At 36.3% G+C, this 16,508-nt stretch carries 16 protein-coding genes; 7 read left to right on the forward strand and 9 right to left on the reverse strand.

Annotated elements, in window-relative coordinates; genetic code table 11:
* Positions 1–2: 2 nt before the first annotated feature.
* Positions 3–1,253, reverse strand: coding sequence for a dienelactone hydrolase family protein (gene tcbE / locus F931_RS09005; RefSeq protein ID WP_016141073.1), 1,251 nt, complete (start codon positions 1,251–1,253; stop codon positions 3–5).
* 329 nt (positions 1,254–1,582) lie between these two features.
* On the opposite strand from tcbE, the gene F931_RS09010 reads away from it, so the two are divergent.
* Complete coding sequence (locus F931_RS09010; RefSeq protein WP_016141074.1) at positions 1,583–2,926, forward strand: MFS transporter; 1,344 nt, start codon at positions 1,583–1,585, stop codon at positions 2,924–2,926.
* 69 nt (positions 2,927–2,995) lie between these two features.
* Here F931_RS09010 and F931_RS09015 read toward each other — a convergent pair whose 3' ends face one another.
* From F931_RS09015 to F931_RS22500, 4 genes are all read right to left on the reverse strand, one after another.
* Positions 2,996–3,982 carry an AraC family transcriptional regulator gene (locus tag F931_RS09015; protein WP_016141075.1) on the reverse strand — a complete coding sequence of 329 codons (987 nt, stop codon included), beginning with the start codon at positions 3,980–3,982 and terminating at the stop codon, positions 2,996–2,998.
* Between the two features lie 324 nt (positions 3,983–4,306).
* Positions 4,307–5,092, reverse strand: coding sequence for a 3-hydroxybutyrate dehydrogenase (bdhA, locus tag F931_RS09020; protein ID WP_002113866.1), 786 nt, complete (start codon positions 5,090–5,092; stop codon positions 4,307–4,309).
* Positions 5,093–5,125: 33 nt separating this feature from the next.
* Positions 5,126–6,547 carry a GntP family permease gene (locus tag F931_RS09025; protein ID WP_016141076.1) on the reverse strand — a complete coding sequence of 474 codons (1,422 nt, stop codon included), beginning with the start codon at positions 6,545–6,547 and terminating at the stop codon, positions 5,126–5,128.
* A 600-nt stretch (positions 6,548–7,147) separates the two neighbouring features.
* Positions 7,148–7,360 (reverse strand): hypothetical protein, encoded by a 213-nt coding sequence (locus F931_RS22500; RefSeq protein WP_016141077.1) that lies wholly within the window; start codon positions 7,358–7,360, stop codon positions 7,148–7,150.
* Positions 7,361–7,511: 151 nt separating this feature from the next.
* Here F931_RS22500 and F931_RS22505 point away from each other — a divergent pair, with 151 nt between their 5' ends.
* The 6 genes from F931_RS22505 (at position 7,512) to F931_RS09055 (ending at position 13,253) form a co-directional block, all read left to right on the forward strand.
* Positions 7,512–7,898 (forward strand): hypothetical protein, encoded by a 387-nt coding sequence (locus tag F931_RS22505; protein WP_016141078.1) that lies wholly within the window; start codon positions 7,512–7,514, stop codon positions 7,896–7,898.
* Positions 7,899–8,014: 116 nt separating this feature from the next.
* Entirely contained in the window at positions 8,015–8,896 is an 882-nt protein-coding gene (locus F931_RS09035) for a LysR family transcriptional regulator (RefSeq protein ID WP_016141079.1), read from the forward strand.
* Positions 8,897–9,142: 246 nt separating this feature from the next.
* Positions 9,143–9,847, forward strand: a complete 705-nt coding sequence (gene atoD, locus F931_RS09040) for a CoA transferase subunit A (protein WP_016141080.1) — start codon at positions 9,143–9,145, stop codon at positions 9,845–9,847.
* Position 9,848: 1 nt separating this feature from the next.
* Positions 9,849–10,490 carry a 3-oxoacid CoA-transferase subunit B gene (gene atoA, locus F931_RS09045; RefSeq protein ID WP_016141081.1) on the forward strand — a complete coding sequence of 214 codons (642 nt, stop codon included), beginning with the start codon at positions 9,849–9,851 and terminating at the stop codon, positions 10,488–10,490.
* Between the two features lie 116 nt (positions 10,491–10,606).
* Positions 10,607–12,016 (forward strand): short-chain fatty acid transporter, encoded by a 1,410-nt coding sequence (gene atoE, locus F931_RS09050; protein WP_016141082.1) that lies wholly within the window; start codon positions 10,607–10,609, stop codon positions 12,014–12,016.
* 64 nt (positions 12,017–12,080) lie between these two features.
* Entirely contained in the window at positions 12,081–13,253 is a 1,173-nt protein-coding gene (locus tag F931_RS09055) for a thiolase family protein (protein ID WP_016141083.1), read from the forward strand.
* A gap of 49 nt (positions 13,254–13,302) precedes the next feature.
* On the opposite strand, the gene F931_RS09060 is transcribed toward F931_RS09055, so the two are convergent.
* The 4 genes from F931_RS09060 to F931_RS09075 form a co-directional block, all read right to left on the reverse strand.
* Complete coding sequence (locus F931_RS09060) at positions 13,303–14,196, reverse strand: LysR family transcriptional regulator (RefSeq protein ID WP_003651675.1); 894 nt, start codon at positions 14,194–14,196, stop codon at positions 13,303–13,305.
* A 233-nt stretch (positions 14,197–14,429) separates the two neighbouring features.
* Positions 14,430–15,323: a LysR substrate-binding domain-containing protein gene (gene yjiE / locus F931_RS09065; RefSeq protein WP_002113716.1), complete on the reverse strand. Its 894-nt coding sequence runs from the start codon at positions 15,321–15,323 to the stop codon at positions 14,430–14,432.
* Between the two features lie 536 nt (positions 15,324–15,859).
* A complete protein-coding gene (locus F931_RS09070) occupies positions 15,860–16,081 on the reverse strand; it encodes a hypothetical protein (RefSeq protein WP_080649678.1) in 222 nt (73 codons plus the stop codon).
* A 110-nt stretch (positions 16,082–16,191) separates the two neighbouring features.
* Positions 16,192–16,374, reverse strand: coding sequence for a hypothetical protein (locus F931_RS09075; RefSeq protein WP_016141085.1), 183 nt, complete (start codon positions 16,372–16,374; stop codon positions 16,192–16,194).
* Positions 16,375–16,508 lie beyond the last annotated feature (134 nt).

The raw sequence follows: 16,508 nt of genomic DNA on the forward strand, positions 1-16,508 counted from the left end.
CCTTAATTGACTGGCTTGTCTTCACTACTTGACCAAGATGGCATCAACGTATTTGAAGGAAGGTCTTCATCAAGAAGTTTTCGTGCTGTCTCGACACCTGCAACTGGTAAGCCTGTTGGGTCTAATAAACCAATTTGAACGAGCACCGACGCTTGGTCCCAGTAAATATGCTCATGGCACAGCTTTGAGCCTCTAAACTGAATTACACCTAACATTGGAATTTCGACGTATTTACCAGTCGGTTTTACACCCGGTAATAACCAATCAATTTCAGCATCGTGTGTAAAGCTCATAATGAACTCGTCTACCACTTGCGTTGAGCCAACCGTACGAGAGATCGAAGTGATCTTCATATCTTTCGGGTTTTGATGAACAAAGTGATATTGATAAAAACGAGCAAGCTGGCTTTGGCCTACACCGCCAGTCAAAGTTGGAATATGGTTGACATAAGGTTCAGCAACCATTGTTGCCATGGTTGCGGGTACGTCACGCGTATCGAACTCATGACGGATATGCTCTTCCCATAATGCAACTAAGTCATATTTCGGCCCAATCGTGTCGTGTAGTGCTGTTACTGTACGTTCGTGAGCAAAGCGTGCTGAAGGTTTGTGGTAATGGTTGCTTTTTGGTCGTGCAAAGGCATGATCAACACCTTCATAAACATAAGCTTGTACATTTGAATATTGGTTGGTTGCATCGACAATCGCTTGTCTCGCATCTGGCGGTGTAAATTGGTCCAGTTCTGCAATATGTAAAACCAAACGCCCCTTTACGCTGGCTAACTCATCTAAGGCTTTTTCAATGCCTACACCGTAATAAACTACGGCACATGCCACTTCAGAAAGTCGACAGCCTGCCAAGTAAGCTAGCTTTCCACCTAAACAATAGCCCACTACGCCGAGACCTGTAGAGGTATCACATTCTGGTCGTGTCTTTAAAAAAGCTAAGCTGTCTTGAATATCTTCAACACCGAGGTTTTCGTCATATTGTTGATAAAGCTCGAAAGCTTTTTGAAAATCTTCTGGTGTGTAACCCAGTTCAATATTAGGTGCTACACGCCAAAATAAATCAGGTACTAAAACGATATAGCCTTCTTCCGCAAGAAAATCTGCTTTTTCCCGCATTGCTACATTCACCCCAAAGATTTCCTGGCAAAGCACCACACCCGGTCCTTTTCCTGTTTCTGGTGTTGCTAGATATGCACTGAACTGCTTTCCAGATGCAGTTTTAATTTGAATGGTTTGACCAGCCATAGTGTCAACTCCTGACATTGTTATGGCTTTATCTTCTATCCGAATATTTTTTAGACTGTCCAAAAGCTGCAAGCATTATCCAATCTCTGCGCAATTATCAAAATCAATAAAAATGGATAAAAACTAAAAAAACAAGAAATACCTATATTTCAAAAGCTTAAATTAAAAAAATAAATGGATGCTTTTTATCTAATTTGGAAAAAATGGATGAAGATTAGGACTTATTGGATAGTGGCTATTGGCTAAAAATAGTTCAATCAAGGACACATGTTGTGTAACGAATGCATTGAATTACTCAGGGAACAAAAAATTTTAAAAAAGGAATACGTATGAAAACGATAGATGCAAACACGATTATCAACCGCGAAAAACTGTCTCCATTACAGTGGATAGTTTTTATCCTAGGCTTTTTTGTCTTCTTCTGTGATGGTCTAGACACAGGAATTATTGGTTTTGTTGCTCCTGCATTACTGGATGATTGGGGAATTACCAAACCTCAACTTGCTCCCGTTTTAAGTGCAGCTTTAGTCGGTATGTCAATTGGTGCAATCATTTCGGGACCCTTAGCCGATAAATTTGGCCGTAAAGGCGTTATTGTTTTTACCAGCCTTTTGTTTTCCATATTTACGATTTTGTGTGGCTTTGCCAATTCAACTCAAGACTTAATGATTTATCGCTTTATTACAGGTGTTGGTTTAGGAGCAGCCATGCCCAACATCAGTACCATTGTCTCTGAATATATGCCTGTAAAACGTAAAGCATTCCTTACAGGCCTTGCTGGCTGTGGTTTCATGCTGGGTATTTCGTGTGGTGGTGTGCTGTCAGCTTATTTGTTAGAAAGCTATGGCTGGGCTAAAGTGATTATTATTGGCGGAAGTATTCCCCTCATTTTAGTGGTTGCTTTATTGCTTAAATTACCTGAATCAACGCAATACTTAATTACACGTCATCAACAAGATAAAGCACAGCGTATCTTAGAAAATATTCAAGGTCATTCTTTTCAAGAGCCAGTAAAACTTGTCTTAACTCAATCAGAAACTGCATCAGATGAAAATCCAGTTAAAGTAGTTCTAGGAAAATATCTGTGGGGTTCAAGCATGCTTTGGCTCTGCTGTTTTACTAGTCTTTTGGTGTTCTATCTTTTAACAAGCTGGATGCCAACAATTTTAAAAACAGCAGGTTTCAGTACTCAACAGTTTAGTTTAATCGCCGCGATTTTTCCTTTTGGCGGTGTGATTGGCGCCAGCATTATGGGCTGGTACATGGATAAATTAAATCCAACTACAGTGATTAAATATTCATATCTTATTGCTTTCGGACTATTCATTGTTGCTGGTCTGGTGAGCTCAAATATCTTCTTATTGGGTCTTACTATTTTCTTAATTGGTGCCTTACTCGCTGGTGCACAATCTTCATTGCTGCCACTTGCTGCTATGTTCTATCCGGCAGTGTGCCGCGCGGTTGGTGTTTCATGGATGCATGGTATTGGTCGTATCGGTGCAATTTTAGGTGCTTTCTTTGGCTCGCTCATTTTTACTTTTAACCTAAGCTTAAGCGGTATTTTCTTTATTCTCGCACTACCAACCTTCATTTCATTTATTGCACTTAGCCTCAAAGTGATTTATGAGAAATCTAAAAACAAACAAGTGTTAAAGCTCGAAGAAAGTATCTAAAATTAAGCAATAAAATAAAAAACTGATTTAAGTAATTAAATCAGTTTTTTATTTGGAAAATATTAAATATTAGAAAATTTTGCCTTTGGTCTCACTTGGATTTTCGCCAAATTCTTCACGATACTCTTGAGAAAAACGACTTAAATGGTTAAAACCCCAGTCATAGGCGAGCTTTGAAATAGAAATCTTTCTATCTGCTCCTGTGGTGCTCAAGATTTTATAAATTTGTTGGAGACGATATTTTTTCAAATATGACATTGGGCTGGTGCCGTAGTACTGTTGAAATTCATCATACAATTTTGATTTTGAAACCCCAGCCAGACGCTGCAAGTCTTCTGCACAGATTTCTTCATGGGCATGTTCAATAATAAAATTACGGACCTTACGGATATATGCTGGCTCATCTTGACGTGAGAGAGACTTTAAGGCTTCAGAGTAATTATTTTCTTGAGACAACAACAGTGCTTTAATGACAAAATTTTCGTAGTCTTCAGACAACATCTGCAAACCATAAAAATTGCTATATTGAGATTTTAACTGTACAAAATTTTGAATATTCTTCCACCATGCACCAATGAGTTGCTCAGAGTCCAGATGCATTTCAGGATTAAAAATAATAGGAGTTTCTATAGGTTTATTTAATAGATCTGCAAGGACAATCTGCATACTCCGCTCAGGAATAACCACCTGAAATTTTCTGCAATCTTTATCGATAATCAAATCTTGTTGATCGTTATTTGAAACAATAAGGCCTCTATTTTCATCAGATTGATAGTGAGCGCCACGAATGTTGAGAGCTTGTCGACCTTGTATCGGTAAACTAATACTATAAGCCTTTAAATTTGAGATGTTAATGGCAACGTTTGCACCATAACTGATTGTACCGATTGCCATTTTTTTATTAGGCAAACGCATTCCGTCATAGTGAAAATCGAGAGTGTCTTTGTAAATTGTATCTAGACGGTGTTCACCACAAATCGTGGACATCAAATTCTGCGCAAATTCAGCTTTGCGTGAATAATGATTGAGTTCCATCTGTTGGCTGAGTGATATCATATCATTTTCACCTAGCTAAATAACTTATTGCTAAAAAAGCAACTTGTATGCCAATTAATATCCGTAAATTGGCGAGTTTTCCTGAAAAATATCTAATCAAGAAAGAGAGTAAAGATTACTTTCTCACACTCTATTAGATTTTAAAAATGGAAATAAGTTAAATACCTTTAAAGTATAATTTTATACCTTAACAAACTTATTTTATTAGTTTTTTATCAAAAATATCTTAGGGATAAATCATAATTTTGAACAGTAGACTATGGTAAATTTTAACACATAAAAAACCGCTTATTTTAAATAAGCGGCTTTTATAAAATACTTAAATTATTGGGCGGTATAACCACCATCCATAACCACAGCTTGACCTGTTACTCCACCCGCTTTACTACTCGCAAGGAAAATTGCATAGTCAGCTATCTCTTCAACAGATAACAAACGTTTTTGAGGAACCATTGCCAAAATTACATCTTCAAGTGCGCTGTCTAAACTCACATTACGCGTTTTAGCCAAATCTGCAATTTGACCGCGAACCAATGGTGTATCTACATAACCTGGGCATAAGGCATTCACCGTAATGCCATCACGTGCACATTCTAATGCCGCAACTTTTGTTAGGCCAATTACGCCATGTTTAGCACTGTTATAACCTGCCTTTCCGGCGAAACCAATTAGGCCATTAATTGAAGCCATATTAATAATACGGCCATATTTCTGAGCTTTCATGATTGGAAAAACATGTTTAATACCAATAAACGCTCCAGTTAACATGACTTGAACTAACTTTTGAAAAACAGCCGTTGGAAACTCTTCAATAGATGAAACGTGTTGGAAACCAGCATTATTAATTAAGATATCAACCGTACCAAAGGTCTTTTGAGTGAGCTCAATTGCTTGTTTATAAGCATCTTCATCGGTCACATCACATGGTGCAGATAATGCATCAAAACCTTGCTCTTTAAGTGAATTCGCCGTTTCTTGACACTTTTCAGCATTCATATCAGAAATAACAACTTTGGCACCTTCTTGAGCAAATTTCTTAGCAATCTCTAGACCAATACCACTTGCAGAACCTGTAATAAAAGCGACCTTACCGTCTAAAAGTTTTGTCATTTATTTACTCCTTAATACTTATAACGCGCTGATTTAAACAATACCTGTTACGGTAAAGACCGTAATCACCACAAATACCGCTAATGTTTTAATTACCGTGACTGCAAAAATATCTTTATATGATTGTTTATGGGTTAAACCTGTAACAGCGAGTAAAGTAATAACAGCACCATTATGCGGAAGCGTATCCATACCACCCGATGCCATCGCAACCACACGATGCATAACTTCTGGTGGAATACCTGCGGCTAAAATCGCGGCGTTATAATGTTCAGCCATTGCACTTAAAGCGATACTCATACCACCAGAAGCTGAACCGGTAATACCTGCTAAAACGGTTGTGGTCACAGCTCCATTCACTAAAGGGTTTGTGAAGGTACTGCTCATTGCATGGCTAATGAGAGCAAAGCCTGGTAATGACGCGATAATTGCCCCGAAACCATACTCAGAAGCTGTATTCATCACCGCTAAAAGTGAGCCACCAATACTGGCATTAATGCCCTCTTTAAAGTTTGTCACTACACGCTGATAATCAAATAAAATTGCAGAAATAATCCCGACAATAAGTGCAAGGCCTACTGCCCAGATCGCACCAGTTTTCGCAACATCTACGGTGTAATCCGCTAGACCGACAGTGGCAAAATCAAATCCATTTGGATACCACTCTTTGATTGCTTTAGACAAATATTTGTTCATTACAGCAACAAGAATAAGAGGTACAAAAGCTAAGAACTGACGCGCCGTACTTCCATTATTTTGCAAGTTCATATCGGCTTCAATTTCTTGAGACGAGGTACTGTCTACTCCAAAGCCAGAGTAGCCTTCACCTGCTTTTGCAGCGGCGCGGCGACGCCATTCTAAGTAAGCCAAACCCATGCATAAAACAAAAATTGCACCAATAATTCCTAGAAATGGTGCGGCATAAATATTGGTGCCAAAGAATGTGGTTGGAATGACGTTTTGGATTTGTGGTGTACCCGGCAATGCATCCATGGTAAATGTAAATGCACCAAGCGCGATGGTTCCCGGAATTAATCGTTTTGGAATATTGGCTTGTCTAAATAGCTGGTTTGCAAATGGATAAATGGCGAATACAGCAACAAAAAGACTCACACCGCTATAAGTTAAAATTGCACCTAAGAGTACAACGGTTAAAATTGCCTTTTTCGCCCCAATCCATCTTACAATGGTTCGAGCAATAGACTCAGCAATTCCTGACATTTCAACGACTTTACCGAAAATTGCCCCCAGCAAAAACACAAGAAAGTAATCTTTAATAAAGTTCACCATTTTGGGCATAAATACACCCGAATAAAACGGTAAAACATTGGCTGGATTAATGAGTAGAACAGCAAGTAAGGCACAAATTGGTGCCATGAGAATGACTGAAAAGCCCTTGTAAGCTGTATACATTAACAGCCCAAGCGAAAGTAGAATTACAAATAATTCCCACATATATTCTTTCTCCCTAAAGAATAGATATTAGGTTCAATAAAATTACCAAAAAATATTTAGGTTATCCCAAACCTAAAATGATAAAAATCACAATATCTATGTGTGGTAATAGGTAAATGAGCTTAAAAATAAAATATCACTAAAATATTTAAAAACAATGCAATTTATTTAAATTTTAAAATATCAATAAAACACATATATTTATATAAATTTGTTGGTAAAAACATATTATTTAAAAACTATTATTATTTTATAAAACTTATTAATTATTGAGTAAATTAAATCAATAATTTCATATTATTTAGTAAAGACAATTAAATAATATATTTTTAAAAATATTCTTCATCAAATAAAAAATTAAAGCCCTCTGATAAGGGCTTTTATCAAAACTTATATCTGATTTATAATGGTAACAATCTAGGTCTACGATATGGACCAGAACTTATGCGAAAAATATTTTTAACATTTGGTTTGATATTTTGTTTCTCAAAGGCAGGGTTAAAGCTTGATCCAGTACATAATCCCTTTCCTTCAGGATCAGGTGCCACTGCCATACTCCATTGCCCTACTGGTAAATAAAATGTTGCTTTCTCACCTGTATCAAAACGTCCAATAGTTTCGAACACTTAAGTAACAAGCACTACCTAGAAAGCCAGTATCTCTAGCGATTTCAACTTCAGTATAACCATCTTTATTTTCTTGATAAGCTAATAAACGTTCTTTGGGTGATTGCTTTGCCATAGTTGTCGAAATAGGCGTTGTGGCACACCCAACCAAAGAAACGACAAAACCCAATAAAAGTATTTTTCTCATGACATTATCCACTTTAATAACGAGTTAAATTTAAAAGTTAAGGATAATACAAATCCCCCGTGAGTAGTTTAAGTTTTTGAAAAAAGTATTTATTTTATCTTCGTTATTCAATAGAATGCCGATATAAATTTTTATAAGAAAATGAAAACCTATGTGGCTTAAATTTATATTATACCCTCTGGGCCTGTTTGTGCTGTGGCAAATCATTTTCATCATTGAACAGCTTTCTTTAGAATTTTTAAATGCGCCACAAATACTTGTAGCTATAATTGCACTGATCATAAATTGCGGTATGCAAATTTTGATTGGGTATAAAGTTCCTCAATTAGCACCAAAATATAAGTTTGTAGCGAGTATTACATACATCATCTTATTCACTTTTTTAGTAGCAATTTACTCAACAACTATTTTATTAGAAGGCTTAAAAGTTGCTCCTCAAGCAATTTGGCTAGGTTATTTATTTTTTCATGTCGTTGGAATGGCTCTATATTTTGCAAACAATACTGATGAATTCTGCTTGGATAACTTACTAAAGTAGCTCATCCTAGTGTTCCCTGGTTTATTTTTCATAATTTTTTGTCAAAAAACATAATATTAGACAAATTTTCGTATAAATTATCCTTTTAGGTGAGCTGAGCAACTTAAAGGAATGAAATGACGCTTAAACAATTAAAAGCTTTTTTAGCTCTTGCGCGTACACTTAACTATGCCAATGCATCTTTAGAGCTACATCTAAGCCAGTCTGCTTTAAGCCTCACCATCAAAAGCCTAGAAGAAGAATTAGGCGGAAAATTGTTTAATCGTAATACACGTCGTGTCGAGCTTACCCAAGAAGGTAAATCCCTTATTCCATATGCTAAAAAATTACTCGCCAATTGGGACGAAATGGAAAACGATGTCAAACAACGTTTTAAGCTTAATCGTGGAACTTTAAGTATCGCCTCAATGCCCTTCGTGACTCATGCAATTTTGCCTGAGGTGATTCATCAATTCTTAGAACTTCATCCCAACCTGAACTTTTCAATTCACGATATTCCAAATGAAACCATTATAGAAAAAGTACAAGATGGTATCTTCGAGCTTGGCATCTGCTTTGAACCAGACCTTACCGAAGGCTTAGAGTTTAAACCTCTGTTTGAAGAAGACTTCTTGGCTCTATTACCTAAGACTCATCCTCTTGCTCAATCACCTTCTATTACATGGCACGAGCTTTGTTCAAATCCATTCGTGACCTTACAAAAACCTTCAATTGTTCGATATTTAGTTGAGCAAAATTGTTTGCGAAATAATATAACGCTCGATTTAAAAGTCGAATGTCATCAAATTTCATCACTTTCAAGTTTTGTGGCTTATGGAATTGGAGTAAGTGCTATTCCTAGACACTTTGCTAAACACATTGATAAAGAACATAACGTGTTAATTGATTTAAAAGATGAAGCTATTCATAAGACTGTTGGAATTGTTTATAAAAAGAACTTTGAAATTTCAAATATTTCTGCCCAATTTATTGAGGCTTTAGTTCAATATAAATTTTAAAAAATTAAACACTGCATTTTTATGGTGAGCTAAGCCTACGCTTAAGCTAAATTTATTAATTATTATAATTTTCAATGCCATGAGATGAATTTTTAAATTATTTCGCTTTATATTAGTCTGATCTTTTGTCGGTAATTTGATACCATTCATTGATTATACTTATTAATCCTTTAAAAAAATTAACTTCTATAACACGAATTGTGATGCTAAAACTAAGATTACTAAGGGATATAGGATAACAATAGAATGAATAAAGTTTATGCCAATGCAGAGGCAGCACTGAAAGACGTTATTGCTGACAATCAAACACTTGCGGTAGGCGGTTTTGGTTTATGCGGAATTCCTGAAAAACTAATTGTTGCAGTTAAGCAAAGTGGTGTGACTGGTCTCACTTGTATTTCAAATAACGCAGGTGTAGATGATTTCGGTTTAGGTATTCTGCTTCAAACCAAACAAATCAAAAAAATGATTTCTTCTTATGTTGGTGAAAACAAAGAGTTCGAGCGCCAATATTTAAATGGTGAACTTGATGTAGAACTTACCCCACAAGGCACTTTAGCTGAAAAGTTACGTGCTGGTGGTGCTGGAATTCCTGCGTTTTACACACAAACTGGTGTAGGTACACTCATTGCTGAAGGTAAAGAAGAACGTACCTTTAATGGCAAAAACTACATTTTAGAAGAATCTTTAACTGCAGATGTTGCTCTAGTTAAAGCATATAAGGCAGATAAAGCGGGTAATTTAGTATTCCGTAAAACTGCTCAAAATTTTAATCCTGAATGTGCGATGGCTGGAAAAATTACTATCGCAGAGGTTGAACAGGTTGTTGAAATTGGTGAATTGGATCCGGATGAGATTCATCTACCAGGTATTTATATCAACCGAATCATTCTCAATACCACGCCAGAAAAGCGCATTGAACAAAAAACCATACGCACGGAGGCAGTATAAAATGGCTTGGTCACGTAATGAAATGGCACAACGTGCTGCACAAGAACTAGAAGACGGTTTTTATGTCAATTTGGGTATTGGCTTACCTACCCTAGTGGCTAACTATATTCCTGAAAATATTAATGTTTGGCTTCAATCTGAAAATGGCCTTTTAGGTATCGGTGAATTTCCAACTGAAGAAACTGTTGATGCTGATTTAATTAATGCCGGTAAACAAACAGTTACTGCACGTCCTGGCGCTGCCTTTTTCTCAAGCTCAGAATCTTTTGCCATGATCCGTGGTGGCCATGTCAACATTGCGATTTTAGGTGGAATGGAAGTTTCTGAAAATGGTGACTTAGCTAACTGGATGATTCCGGGTAAAAAAGTCAAAGGTATGGGTGGTGCAATGGACTTGGTTGTTGGTGTTCAAAAAGTTGTTGTGCTTATGGAACATTGTGCAAAAGATGGTACGCCCAAAATCGTAAGAGACTGTAGTTTGCCTTTAACAGGTAAAGGTGTGGTTCATCGCGTAATTACTGACTTAGGCGTAATGGATATTACCCCACAAGGCGTAGAACTCATTGAACTAGCTAAAGATGTCACGCTTGAACAGATTCAAGCTGCTACAGGTGTTGAGTTTCACAAAACATTAGCCGCGTAAATTTTAATTTTTAGTTAGCGAGATAAGACTTAAGTTAGAAGGTGAGCTTAAGTCTTAACCCTTTTAAGCACCGGATGTGCTGTCTATAAATAAGAACGAGAAGGATTTTTTCAGCTATGGAAAAACAGCAAGGAATTTTTGAAAGATTTGCTCTTCGGATTAGTGACTGGTCTGAAAAATGGTTTCCTGATTCATATATTTTTGCTCTACTTGGCGTCATTATTGTCTCTATTGCCGCATTGGGCATTGGTGCACCGATACATGATGTAGCGACTTCATTTGGTAATGGCTTCTGGAGTCTTATTCCCTTTACTCTGCAAATGACCATGCTCATTATTGTGGGTTATGTCGTCTCTGTATCTAAGCCCGTAAAGTTCCTAATTCGAAAAATGGCACGTATTCCAAATTCTGGACGTGGTGCTATTGTTTTAGTTGCAACTGTCAGCTTATTAATTTCACTGGTCAATTGGGCAGTAAGCACGATTCTTACAGCACTTTTAGTGATTGCATTAGCAAAACGTAAAGAGCTGAATATGGATTACCGTGCAGCGGCAGCGGCGGCAATTATTGGTATGGGAGCAACATGGGCACTGGGAATTAGCTCTTCGGCAGCACAGCTTCAAGCGAATAAAACTAGTTTACCTGAGTCAATTTACAACCTAACTGGTGTTATTCCATTTACTGAAACGATTTTCCTTTGGCAATCTATTGCGATGACTATTATTTTGGTGATTGTTTCAATTGCAATTGCTTACTGGTCAGCTCCAAAAGGTAATAATGTTAAAACGATTGACAGTTTTGATGTGCAGTTTGAAGAAGATAAACCACACGAGGAACAATCAACACGCCCAGGCGACTGGTTAGAAAACTCGCCTATTTTAACGATTATTGTGGTGGCATTAGGCTTAATCTGGATGTTTTTTGAATTTTCAAAAAGTAATCCAATTATCGCTATTTCAAGTTTAAACACATACAACTTTGTGTTTTTAATGCTTGGGTTAGCGTTGCATGGAACGCCAAGAAACTTTTTAAATGCTGTTTCAAAGGCAGTTCCTGCTGTATCAGGAATCTTAATTCAGTTTCCACTTTATGGAAGCATCGCTTTTATTATGACACAAGCTTTAAATAGTCAGGATTTATCGCTGTCGCATTATATAGCCGAGTTTTTCGTTTCAATCGCCTCAAAAGAAACCTTTGCAATTGTGATGGGAATTTACTCTGCCATCCTTGGGTTCTTCGTGCCATCTGGCGGTGGAAAATGGATTATTGAAGCCCCATATGTCATGCAAGCAGCAAATGATTTAAAAGTTCATTTAGGCTGGTCTGTACAAATTTATAATGCAGCCGAAGCTTTACCGAACTTAATCAATCCATTCTTTATGCTTCCAATGTTAGGCATTTTAAAACTAAAAGCAAAAGATGTGATTGGTTTTACAGTCACTCAGCTTGTTGTGCATTTTCCGTTAGTTTTATTTTTATTGTGGTTCTTTGGAAGAACGCTTAGCTACACCTCACCCACTTTTTAATTTATTGGCGCCTTTAGTTCGACTAAAGGCAAATTTAGCAAATACATCAATAAGAGATATTAAGATGAGTTCAATTGTTATAGTTTCAGGTAGCCGTACTGCAATGGGCGGTTTTCAAGGTAGCCTATCTGCTTTAACTGCACCAGATCTTGGCGCTGCTGTCATTCGTGAATCGATTCAACGTGCAGGTATTGCTCCTGAACAAGTAGATGAAGTTATTTTTGGTTGTGTATTAAGTGCAGGTATTGGCCAAGGTCCAGCTCGTCAGGCGATGCGTAAAGCTGGTGTACCTGACCATGTCGGTGCAGTCACCATTAATAAACTGTGTGGCTCTGCCATGAAAGCGGTGTTAATGGCATCAGACACTTTAAAAGCAGGCAGTGCCAATATTATTGTTGCAGGTGGCATGGAATCTATGACCAATGCTCCTTATATTCTGCCGAAAGCTCGCGGTGGTTACCGTATGGGACACGGTGAAATTAAGGACCATATGTTCTTAGATGGTCTTGAAGATGCTGAAACAGGCCGTTTAATGGGTTCGTTTGCGCAAGACATGGCAAACACTAAAGGCTTTACACGTGAGCAAATGGATAACTTTGCAATTTCTTCACTTAAAAAAGCGCAAACTGCGATTACCGAAGGTTATTTCAAAGAAGAAATTGTTCCTGTTGAAGTAAAAACACGTAAAGGTGTTGAAGTTATCGATCAAGATGAACAACCATTAAAAGCCAATCTTGAGAAGATCCCAACATTACGTCCAGCTTTTAGTAAAGACGGAACAATTACAGCTGCTAACTCAAGCTCCATTTCTGATGGTGCTGCTGCGTTAGTACTTACGACTGAAGAATATGCTCAAAGCCATGGCTTAAATACTTTGGCGAAAATTGTTGCAACTTCGACTCACTCACAGCATCCAAGTGAATTTACCATTGCTCCGATTAGTGCAATTCAAAAAGTGCTAGAGCGCGCTGGTTGGTCAGTTGACGAGGTAGATGCTTGGGAAATTAATGAAGCTTTTGCAATGGTGGCAATGGCACCAATTCATGAACTCGGTATTGATGAAGCAAAAGTTAACGTACATGGTGGTGCTTGTGCTTTAGGCCATCCAATTGGCGCAACAGGCTCAAGAATTATTCTTTCTCTTATCTATGCTTTAAAACGACTAGGTAAAAAGAAAGGTGTTGCCGCATTATGTATTGGTGGTGGTGAAGCTACAGCTGTCGCAATTGAAATCTAAAAATCAAACCACGCAGAAGGTGTAAGCATTTTTCTTACACCTTCTTTTTTTAGACTTTAAAAAGTTCATAACAGGTTTGGCGGAACCATTTATGACTACTTTTATGATGGCACGACATATGCCAATGTTGTTTAACATCATAAGTTGGGAAGTCTAAAGGCGCCGGTAAAATCTGTAAATTTTCTCTAACCAATAAAACTTGGCTTAAATAATACGGTACCGTTGCAATCGCATCTGTTTCTTGTACTACTAATCCCACGCCTAAATAACTTGGTAATCGAATTAAAATATTTCGATCCAATCCTTTGTTCTGTAATTCATTTTTAATATGGTAGTGCCCGATTCCTGCATCAATATCAATATGATATTCGCGCATATAATCATCTAAAGTGAAATTATTTGGGTCTAAACGAGGATGGCTTTTAGAGCTAATCACCACATAATGCTGTTTAAAAAACTTTTGTTGGTAAAAGCCTTCTTCTAATTGGGGTAAAAAGCCAATTGCGAGGTCAATTTCACCATTTGCCATTTGGTAGCTGGTTTCTGGCGTAATCGGCCTAATATTTAAGCGAATTAAAGGCGCTTTTTCTTTCAAATAGTTGGTTAATTGCGGTAATAAAACCAGATGAGAGACATCTGTCATGGCAATTGTAAAAAGCTGATCTGAAGTTAGCGGATCAAAGTTCACACTAAAGTTATTAATGCTTTCAACTTTATCAATCACCTCACTAATGAGCGGAAAGATTTCTTTAGCCAATTCGGTTGGAATCATTTCATTTCCAACACGAATAAAAAGTGGATCATTAAAATGCTGACGGATTTTGTTCAGTCCATTACTAACACTCGGTTGTGTAAGGCCAATAGCATCGGCAGCCATTGAAACGCTTTTAAACCGATAAATATGATAAAAAATATTTAGTAATCTACTATCTAGATCAAACAAAATTGTCTCCGTCTGGATCAAATAATCCATTCAAAAGGAATGAAATGAAGTACAGCATATATAAAAATGCCCACTCAATTTCTGAATTATTGATATATGGTCTAAATTAACAAAGAATCTAGACCATGAGCAATGCTTTATAAAGCCTTTCATCACAAAGACAAAGGTATGAGCTCTTTAATTGATTACTTTGTATGTAAATATGTTGAATACATCACATATCATTATAAATTTTAATCATGCTGAGTTTGGAAGCCCTTCCAGATTTGCTGAACTGATTTATTATCACTCAAGTTATTTTTAAAAATATAAATATCTTGTGGCAGACAATACTCATTATGGTCCAACATGACCAATTTTCCGGTAGCAAGATCTTCCTCTACATTAATTTTTGGAATCCATGCGACACCTAGACCTTGTAGTACAAGTTCTTTCAAATTGGTGGCATTGTCAGTTTCATATAAAGTTTTATAGATCAGTTTGCCTTCGATCAGTTGATCTACCAATTTTCGTAAATATGCATGCTTACTATAAGCAAGTAATGAAAAATTACTCTGAATTGTATGCTTAGGCGTATGGTCGGCCTCGGTAGCTGATACTGGAACGATCTCTGTTTCGGCAATCTTGATGCCACTTAAAATATCATCACCAACCCGATTAATATTAGATCGATCTGCATAACAAATCATAAAATCACAGGCGCCTTCCTTTAAAAGAGATAAGCCTTCACCACTATTCGTCGCGACAATTTCAATTTTTAAATCACGCATAAATGTTGGGAATTTTTTTAAAAAAGTAGTCAAAAAACCTGATGCTAATGAGTGGACAACACAGAAACGAATCGTTGATTCGGTTTCATTTTTGATATTTTTAATCAGCTTGGCTGTTTCTTCTACCTGCTTCTCAATATTTTTAGACATTACCAACATAATTCGCCCAATGTCGGTAAATTCAATATTATTTTTATTATTTCGAATAATAACTTCAGCTCCAATCATCTCTTCTATTTGCTGAATCCTACGTGTAAACGCGGATTGACTAATAAATCGTTTTTCGGCTGCTTTTGAAATAGAACGCTCACGCTCTAATGTTAAAAGGTCTTCTACCCAACGTACTTCTAAGTTCATTTTATGCATTCCCTTTTTATATTTATGTCCTTAATTTGTTTGGTTGGGAAGCTGAAGAAATAGCTGAATAGATGAATAAAAACTATAAAACATGGGAGTACCTGCAAAAATGCGATGGAGGATTGGCAAAGCCAAACAATAAAAATAGGTATTGAATAATTCTGACATAGAAACGAGCGTAAGAGAATAAAAGACTTTGATTTAACTCAACAACTCATAAAAAGATAAAATTATTACTCTAAAAATTATTTTAAATCAAAAACTAAGGTTAATATAATTCAAGTAAATAACAAATTTCGCCTTAATAAAAAACAGAAATAATCCCAAGATTTACTCAAGTTTTATTTTTAATAAAAAAAGTCCGCACCTTGGGGAAGAATACGGACTGTAAAACAGAAAAATTAATATCTTGGCTATTTCAGGATTTAAGCTCTCTGACCTAATAAATTCATTTAAATCAGAAGATATGTTTGCAGTATAGCTCAACCAAAAAAACCTGACTATTCTACTAAAGTATTTAATCTAAGACTGAATTTCTAATATTCACCAATGAGATAATATAACTTTCTTGAAATTTCAACCATCATATTAGAAGTATATTGAGTAATTTCAAAAACTTGCTTTTTCTGGGGATTGAACACCATATTGTCTTTTTCATCGCTAAAAAAGATATAGGTGGTGTATTTATCCATATGGTGAATATGCTCTTTTAAGTTTAATTTTTCCCCAGAATTGGGATCATAGGCGATAAACTTCATTCTCATGAATTTTGTCTCTATACATACAGTCTTTTACCTAAAATTTTAAAAAAGTTTAAGTAAAACAATATTTTGATGGATGATATAAAAGGTTAATCTAACAACTGCGGCTACTTATAAGATATGGGTACAATACTATTGGCCTTATTTACAGAGGTTTCAGCAGAAGCGATAGATTGCTCTGCTTCTTTAAGCAGACGAGAAGTTTTAGACTCACTTTTCTCTTCACCATGGAAAAGTACATAGTATGTAAAACTTCCCAAGATAATTAATGTGGCTGTGATTTTTAACATAAACTTAAAACTAAAATTTTTTCGTATTATAGTGCTTTTTATGTGAAATGCATCACATTTTTATATAAATTTGTTAGATAGACTTCACTTTGAAAGTCGATAATATAGATAATTAAGTTGATATTTCACTTAAA

Origin of the sequence: Acinetobacter pittii ANC 4050 (assembly GCF_000399685.1) — a bacterium.
Lineage (GTDB): Bacteria > Pseudomonadota > Gammaproteobacteria > Pseudomonadales > Moraxellaceae > Acinetobacter > Acinetobacter pittii_E.

What these genes read in the sequence shown, in the direction of transcription:
- tcbE (WP_016141073.1), bottom strand. Translation starts at nt 1,253, where the DNA reads ATGGCTGGTCAAACCATTCAAATTAAAACTGCATCTGGAAAGCAGTTC.
- F931_RS09010 (WP_016141074.1), top strand. Translation starts at nt 1,583, where the DNA reads ATGAAAACGATAGATGCAAACACGATTATCAACCGCGAAAAACTGTCT.
- F931_RS09015 (WP_016141075.1), bottom strand. Translation starts at nt 3,982, where the DNA reads ATGATATCACTCAGCCAACAGATGGAACTCAATCATTATTCACGCAAA.
- bdhA (WP_002113866.1), bottom strand. Translation starts at nt 5,092, where the DNA reads ATGACAAAACTTTTAGACGGTAAGGTCGCTTTTATTACAGGTTCTGCA.
- F931_RS09025 (WP_016141076.1), bottom strand. Translation starts at nt 6,547, where the DNA reads ATGTGGGAATTATTTGTAATTCTACTTTCGCTTGGGCTGTTAATGTAT.
- F931_RS22500 (WP_016141077.1), bottom strand. Translation starts at nt 7,360, where the DNA reads ATGAGAAAAATACTTTTATTGGGTTTTGTCGTTTCTTTGGTTGGGTGT.
- F931_RS22505 (WP_016141078.1), top strand. Translation starts at nt 7,512, where the DNA reads ATGTGGCTTAAATTTATATTATACCCTCTGGGCCTGTTTGTGCTGTGG.
- F931_RS09035 (WP_016141079.1), top strand. Translation starts at nt 8,015, where the DNA reads ATGACGCTTAAACAATTAAAAGCTTTTTTAGCTCTTGCGCGTACACTT.
- atoD (WP_016141080.1), top strand. Translation starts at nt 9,143, where the DNA reads ATGAATAAAGTTTATGCCAATGCAGAGGCAGCACTGAAAGACGTTATT.
- atoA (WP_016141081.1), top strand. Translation starts at nt 9,849, where the DNA reads ATGGCTTGGTCACGTAATGAAATGGCACAACGTGCTGCACAAGAACTA.
- atoE (WP_016141082.1), top strand. Translation starts at nt 10,607, where the DNA reads ATGGAAAAACAGCAAGGAATTTTTGAAAGATTTGCTCTTCGGATTAGT.
- F931_RS09055 (WP_016141083.1), top strand. Translation starts at nt 12,081, where the DNA reads ATGAGTTCAATTGTTATAGTTTCAGGTAGCCGTACTGCAATGGGCGGT.
- yjiE (WP_002113716.1), bottom strand. Translation starts at nt 15,323, where the DNA reads ATGAACTTAGAAGTACGTTGGGTAGAAGACCTTTTAACATTAGAGCGT.
- F931_RS09070 (WP_080649678.1), bottom strand. Translation starts at nt 16,081, where the DNA reads ATGAAGTTTATCGCCTATGATCCCAATTCTGGGGAAAAATTAAACTTA.
- F931_RS09075 (WP_016141085.1), bottom strand. Translation starts at nt 16,374, where the DNA reads ATGTTAAAAATCACAGCCACATTAATTATCTTGGGAAGTTTTACATAC.